9 protein-coding genes are annotated in these 6,579 nt (G+C 45.1%); 6 read left to right on the forward strand and 3 right to left on the reverse strand.

Going from position 1 to position 6,579, the window contains the following annotated elements:
- Positions 1 to 154: 154 nt before the first annotated feature.
- From C8R11_RS08950 to C8R11_RS08970, 5 genes are all read left to right on the forward strand, one after another.
- Positions 155 to 616, forward strand: coding sequence for an EVE domain-containing protein (locus C8R11_RS08950; RefSeq protein ID WP_090696802.1), 462 nt, complete (start codon positions 155 to 157; stop codon positions 614 to 616).
- Between the two features lie 10 nt (positions 617 to 626).
- The gene (locus C8R11_RS08955; protein ID WP_107795396.1) at positions 627 to 1,454 is read left to right on the forward strand and encodes a sulfite exporter TauE/SafE family protein; all 828 of its coding nucleotides are present in this window, start codon (positions 627 to 629) and stop codon (positions 1,452 to 1,454) included.
- A 476-nt stretch (positions 1,455 to 1,930) separates the two neighbouring features.
- Positions 1,931 to 2,275, forward strand: a complete 345-nt coding sequence (locus C8R11_RS08960; RefSeq protein WP_107795397.1) for a hypothetical protein — start codon at positions 1,931 to 1,933, stop codon at positions 2,273 to 2,275.
- A gap of 157 nt (positions 2,276 to 2,432) precedes the next feature.
- The gene (locus C8R11_RS08965; protein ID WP_107795398.1) at positions 2,433 to 2,936 is read left to right on the forward strand and encodes an RNA polymerase sigma factor; all 504 of its coding nucleotides are present in this window, start codon (positions 2,433 to 2,435) and stop codon (positions 2,934 to 2,936) included.
- 8 nt (positions 2,937 to 2,944) lie between these two features.
- The gene (locus tag C8R11_RS08970; protein WP_107795399.1) at positions 2,945 to 3,889 is read left to right on the forward strand and encodes a FecR family protein; all 945 of its coding nucleotides are present in this window, start codon (positions 2,945 to 2,947) and stop codon (positions 3,887 to 3,889) included.
- A 61-nt stretch (positions 3,890 to 3,950) separates the two neighbouring features.
- On the opposite strand, the gene C8R11_RS16170 is transcribed toward C8R11_RS08970, so the two are convergent.
- The 3 genes from C8R11_RS16170 to C8R11_RS08980 form a co-directional block, all read right to left on the reverse strand.
- A complete protein-coding gene (locus tag C8R11_RS16170; RefSeq protein WP_181258212.1) occupies positions 3,951 to 4,124 on the reverse strand; it encodes a hypothetical protein in 174 nt (57 codons plus the stop codon).
- Positions 4,125 to 4,185: 61 nt separating this feature from the next.
- Positions 4,186 to 4,605, reverse strand: a complete 420-nt coding sequence (locus C8R11_RS08975) for an ArsI/CadI family heavy metal resistance metalloenzyme (RefSeq protein WP_107795400.1) — start codon at positions 4,603 to 4,605, stop codon at positions 4,186 to 4,188.
- Positions 4,606 to 4,647: 42 nt separating this feature from the next.
- The gene (locus C8R11_RS08980) at positions 4,648 to 4,977 is read right to left on the reverse strand and encodes an ArsR/SmtB family transcription factor (RefSeq protein ID WP_107795401.1); all 330 of its coding nucleotides are present in this window, start codon (positions 4,975 to 4,977) and stop codon (positions 4,648 to 4,650) included.
- Positions 4,978 to 5,551: 574 nt separating this feature from the next.
- Between C8R11_RS08980 and C8R11_RS08985 the strand changes: the two genes are divergently transcribed.
- Positions 5,552 to 6,514: a TonB-dependent siderophore receptor gene (locus C8R11_RS08985; RefSeq protein WP_107795402.1), complete on the forward strand. Its 963-nt coding sequence runs from the start codon at positions 5,552 to 5,554 to the stop codon at positions 6,512 to 6,514.
- Positions 6,515 to 6,579: the final 65 nt, after the last annotated feature.

Below are 6,579 nucleotides of genomic sequence, written 5' to 3' on the forward strand. Positions count from 1 at the left end.
AAATTCTCCCATTATTACAATCTGTACTTATGTTTTTAATAAAACATTTCCCATCAATGACTATCTTGGCGACAAAACTCCAAAATGGATCTTCTATCAAACGCAAGTTCATTCAAGGTAAAATACTCAGTAGTTTAACAAACCCAGAACTCCAATGCGCTACTGGCTGTTTAAATCAGAGCCCAACAAATTCAGCATCGATGATTTAGCTGCTTCGTCTGATCAGACAACCGCGTGGGACGGTGTACGTAATTATCAGGCACGTAATTTTATGTGGAAACAAATGAATATCGGAGATCAAGCATTTTTTTATCATTCCTGTTGTCCACAGCCTGGGATTACCGGCATGGCGGAAGTCACCAGGCCCGCCTACCCCGACGCCACGCAATTTGATTCTAAAAGCAGATACCACGACCCTAAAGCCAACCTGGAAAATCCACGCTGGTTTAACGTTGAAATCACGCTCATACAAAAAACACGCTTATTGACTATTAAAGAATTACGCCAGTATCCGGAATTAAAGCGTATGCGAATTCTACAGCCAGGCAATCGCTTATCCATTACGCCTGTCGATCCAGATGAATGGCAGTTTATTCTAAGAATTTTAAAGGCATAATCCACATTAAATGGAATGGTGGCTCATTTATTTACTGCTGGGTGCCATTGTTGGATTTTTTGCCGGCTTACTCGGGATTGGCGGCGGACTCATAATTGTCCCTACACTCACACTCATTTTCACCGTACAGGATTTTCCACCGGAAAGCATTTTTCATCTGGCACTGGGCACAACCATGGCCACCATTATTTTCACTTCCGCGTCCAGCTTATACATACACAACAAGCATGAAGCTGTTAAATGGGAAATATTCAAATACATGACGCCCGGCATCGTGGTGGGAACGCTGAGTGGAACAGTATTGGCCGGAACACTTTCTAGCTTGATTCTGCGCATCATCTTCATCCTGTTTATTTTTTATGCCGCAACAAAAATGCTGTTAAAACTGATCTTAAAATCAAGATCAAAGCGAGAACCACATTCAAACAAGCACCCCAGTCTTCCTACCAAGCCTGCTCTTTTTGCCGCCGGCGGAATAATCGGTGCAGTATCCAGCCTGGTCGCCATCGGGGGCGGGCTTTTGACAATCCCCTTTTTAACAGCATGTAATATCAAACTCCAGCACGCTATCGGCACAGCTGCTGCTATTGGTTTTCCTATCGCTGTTGCGGGAACAACCGGATATATTTTGAATGGATTCATGCAACTGCAACCCCTGCCGGAGGATAGCCTTGGATACGTCTACCTGCCTGCACTAGGTTGGCTGGTGCTGGCCAGTATGCTCACAGCGCCGCTTGGCGCGAGAACAACACACTCCACACAAGCTGCCACACTCGAGAAGATTTTTGTCATACTGCTATATTGTCTGGCCGGAAAAATGCTATTAGATTTATTTTAGTTTGTGTTTATCGATATACATCCATGTATGGTCAGTTGAGTATTAACCGAGCATAACAGTGGATGACCCACTATGCTTGTATGCTCTACTTAACGCACCAAAGCGCTATGTTCAATCCTGTTCTCACTGCACAAGACTGTCAGCATGAACTGTACAATTAGCTGCAACATCGCATCTCCTCGGTTACAATTCAAATACGGTAAATCACGCTCTTACTGCTGACTAAAACCTATGAAATCCGGCATCTGTCTCATCACATCCATACCACCCCAGGTTGTAACTTCTTTGCCGGCAACTATCTCTCAAATGAAAAATGCCGATTGAAAAAGAAAAGCACAGGCTTAGTGTATATTCAACAATGAATACAGAGACAGCAATCTGTCAACCCGGCTGATATAGGAACAAATTTTATCAGTACATCCATGCGTTCTATACAAACATGCCATCATCCCCGCCCATTTTCACAGGAGACAACTATGAAAAAGAACTTTCTCATTATGATTATTTTATCGCTGACACACACCGCCAGTAACGCCGGCACACTCATTGACGGCATCTGGTCGCCAGCGAATTGTGGCGAAAAACCCGAGCCGCCTGCTATCGATGTAACCAGTGCAGAAAATTTCAATCGAAGCGTTGAAGCGATCAACGAATGGCAAGACCGCGCGCTGGCATATAATTCCTGCCTGATCAAGGAAGCGAATACCGACAATGATCTAATCGCCAAAACGGCCAATGACACGCAAGCTGAATTTCGGAAAACCATAGACCGGATCAGCTCCGAAGCGGAAAAAGCCAGAGATAAGATCGATAGCAGATAAAAAATCAAAAACGAATCCTGAACATTTATTGGGCTTAACGCAGATACAATTGCGTACTGTCCAGTAGCGGAGTGCGACAATATGTCGCATTCCATTCCGCTTTACTGTCAAGCATAATCCGGTTGCATTAAGCGAAGCCACCATATCAACCGAATTAATGAACCCCTCTCTCTTACTCACCAATATCTATCTGCGTCATGTTGGTGAGTTACGCGCTTTTCTTTTCAGGCACGTGGGTTGTCATGAAGTTGCAGCGGAATTGACGCAGGAAACATTTATCCGGATCATGGGTTATCAGACCGGCGACCCACTACACAATATCCGTGCGATGCTATACCGCATCGCCGGGAATCTTGCAATTGATTATCATCGCTTGCAAGTGAAACATTCAAAACACATCAGCATTGATGAACTGCCAGAGCATGAACAGCCGTTAAACGACGCATCCGATCCTGCTCGCATTGCAAGTGCGCGTCAAACACTAGAAAAACTCTGTGTCGTTATCGAGGCATTGCCTCCGCAATGTCATCGCGCATTTGTGCTGCATAAATTTGATGGTTATTCACACGCTCAAATTGCCGCAAAACTCGGTATCTCTCGCAACGCTGTTGAAAAACTGCTGATCCATGCACTAGTGCGCTTACGTCAGGTATTGCTCTAACCGACGCCATGGAAAAACCGCAGCAAACTGAACAAACGCGATTCGAAGTTGAAGAAAATTCACTGACCGAGCAGGCGGCAGCCTGGTTTTTGCGCATACAGCAAAGTGATCACAATCACGCCGAGCAAAAGACCTTTGAGGCATGGCTGGCACAAAGCGAAGCGCATCGTGCGGAGTATCAGCAATATGTCCGGCTATGGCAAAACCTTGACCAACTGGAGGAGCGGAAGCCTCAAAAAAAACGTCATTCCACTATTGTGGGAATCATTTTAATCATGGTCATGTTCAGCGCATTGCATTGGCTTGTACATTATGAAGAAGTCATCATAACGGCGATAGGCGAACGTGAACAAATCAAACTGGCAGACGGCACCACCATCGACATCAATACGAACACAAAACTGCGGCTGGCATTATTCGGACTAACCCGAAAAGTGACCATAGAACACGGCGAAGCTTTATTCAAGATCGGCAATGAGCGCTTGCGTACGTTTGAAGTGTATGCGGGAAACGGTACGATACGGGATATCGGCACCGAATTCAATGTCAACCTGGAAAAGGATAAAACGACTGTTGCAGTGCTTGAAGGTGCTGTTGAAATAAGTCTGGACGATTTGCTCTTTCCTTCAGCAATCATTCAGAGCGGACAGCAACTGTCCTACTCGAAACATGGATTGTCGGACACTCTCCGGACGGATACCGGAACCGTGGCCGCCTGGCGTAAAAACAGGCTGGTTTTCCGGGATACGCCGCTGAGCGAAGTCGTCCAACAGATCAACCGTTATCACATTCGCCCGGTCAGGCTGATTGATACGCAATTAAACACCCTGAGAGTCAGCGGGGAATTCAATGCAACAGACCGGGACGGTTTGGTCCGGGCATTGAAAACATTGTTTCCACTGCAAAGCAGCGAACTTGACGACATGACTGTACTGCACGTCGAGAAACAATAGCTCGATCAAGGGACTACAAGCCCAAACCCTGGAAATTTGTCCAGTTCATTAAAATCGACGGCTACTCCAAATCAATTCCTGCCAGAATGGCGTCCAAGTCGATCGGGTTTTGCTTGTTCCGAAATGCATAGTGCCAGGGGAATCTAGATGCCTCCACGTCGCTGGTGAGAATCGCCTGAGCAAGGCTACCCTTTTCATTGCCAGTTGCCAGTTGCCAGATTACGGCCAAAGCCATTTTCCGCCTGAAGGCGGGGGTTTTAGACCAATAAGCATGACAATAAGCAATACATGCATGATCAGACCGCGCAACAAGATCCGGCTTTGACAGGAACTGGCGTGTCCTGACCAAATGTCGGGATTGTCGTCAGCGAATGAAATACTTCCCACGCGATACCTTGCGGATCAATCGTCCAATATTTATTCGATGTGGCATAACAGCACTGCGCACTTTTTTGCTCAGTGGCAGGCAACTCTGCTTGGGCAATACGTTGATTCATTTCATTTAACGCTTCGTTGGAATCTACTTGAATTCCCACATGATCCAAACCTGATTTCGTACCCCTTGCAGATATTGCGAAATTAATAAACGGATCATCCAGCATCCATTTGGCGTAATCAGTTTTGGTGATAGCGGGATCGACACCGAATAATGCAGAATAAAAACGGATGTTATCCTGAAAATTATCGACGGCGATATGTACATGAAAACGTTTCATAATGTTGTCTCCTTTGGTTAGATAAACAGGAAAAAATAAATTTTAACTATTCTTATCATCACAGCAAACTGCAGTAGAATCACATGCAATACCGGCACAACAATTTTCTGTAAGATAGCCCATCAGTGCATTCATTGTTGCGAAATTTGCCGAGTAATAGATAAAGCGGCTTTTCTGCCGGGCAATGATCAACTCTGCATGGGCCAACTCTTTCAGATGAAAGGATAGCGTTGCATTTGGAATTCTTAACTCCTTTGCAAGCTGGCCTGCCGTGAGTCCTGGTTCTCCAACTTGAACCAGGACTCGGAATATCGTTAAGCGTGTTTCCTGGGCTAATGCAGCAAGCCCTTTAATAGCAATATTCATTTCCATATTTCCACTGTATTGGAAATATGGATACTTGTCAATCTTTTTAAAAAATACTTCACATAATCCATGATGGTTTAAAACGGATAAGATTGTTTCCAACTACTAATAAAGTAACAAAGCTTATACGCATCTATTCGCTGGTGAGTAGCATCGATGAAAGCACTCAGCCCATGAGAAAGGCTACACCTATCATGGAACCTGCCGGGCTAGATTTAAAAGACATCACTTAGCTACGTTTTTTCAAAAACGCTTATTACGACTTCAATATTCTTTTCGTCAAACATCTCCATTTTGGCAGGGATTGACTGGGACTATCCGCCGTTTTGGGCTTACCACCCCATCAACGCAGACTGAACGGTTACTGGTCTGTCAAAGCTTTTATATAGTAGCAGGCACAAGCTGCACACCTCACCGCAGTCCGCACGTTATGTGCCTGCTGCGACACGTTGTTAACACGATATAACTACAGCCGTCGATTATTTTCAACACCACATGTCAGGTGTTGCTCCCGGTTTTCGTCTTAATGGATATACCGGTTTCACTGGTTTATCCATAATTAAAAAAACAGGGAGAAATAATGAACATTGTATTAAGGGCGTTTGTGCTGTTTTTTCTGCTCGCCGGACCCACGCAGGCGCAAAACCCAACACTGAATATCCCGGTACAGAATCTGCCGGATGCGCTACATAGTTTATCCAGCCAGACCGGTATACAACTGCTGTTTAACGCCGAACAGATGCGCGGCATTCGTAGTCAGTCCGTTGACGGTGCAATGAACCCTGAAGCAGCGTTAAATCGTTTGTTACAAGGCACGCCCTTTACCTTTGAAGCAAGCGGGACAAATACCTATGTGGTTAAAACTGCAGAAGACTCAGAGGAAACAACCAAATTGCCGGAAATTACCGTCACCAGCAATCTTGATTCCAATTCACCTTACAGCACGCAGTATAAAGTGCCCACAGCCTCCACTGCGACCAAAACCGAGACACCGGTCATGGAAACGCCGATGGCGATTCAGGTGGTACCCAAATCGGTATTGAATGATCAACAGGCGATTACACTGGAACAATCATTAAATAACGTCAGCGGCGTTTTTCCGCAACAAGGATTCGGCTTAGTTGAATCCTTTAATATTCGTGGATTTGAAACATTTGACTATTACCGTGACGGTGTACGTTTTCAATCCGCATTGACGCAAACCGGTCCAAGAGAAACCGCCAATCTGGAGCGAATTGAAGTGCTCAAAGGGCCGGCATCGATTCTGTTTGGAAGAATTCAACCGGGTGGCATGATTAATCTCGTTACCAAGATGCCGCAGGCAACCCCATATTACTCGGTACAACAACAATTTGGTTCGTACAATACATTTCGTACCACGGTGGATGCCACGGGTGGTTTGAATCAGGATAATTCATTGTTATATCGTCTGAATTTTGCTTATGAAGATAAAGGCTCGTTTCGTCAATTTGTTGACAACAATCATTTCTTTCTGGCACCCGTATTGCAATGGTGTGATTACCAAGGGAAACTGTCGGTCTAATTACCGAGCGACTTTGTCATAATCACTTTAGCAAGTCGTGCCTCATTCCACAATTACTTTTTTAT

It is taken from the genome of Nitrosomonas aestuarii (genome assembly GCF_003046585.1).
Lineage (GTDB): Bacteria > Pseudomonadota > Gammaproteobacteria > Burkholderiales > Nitrosomonadaceae > Nitrosomonas > Nitrosomonas aestuarii.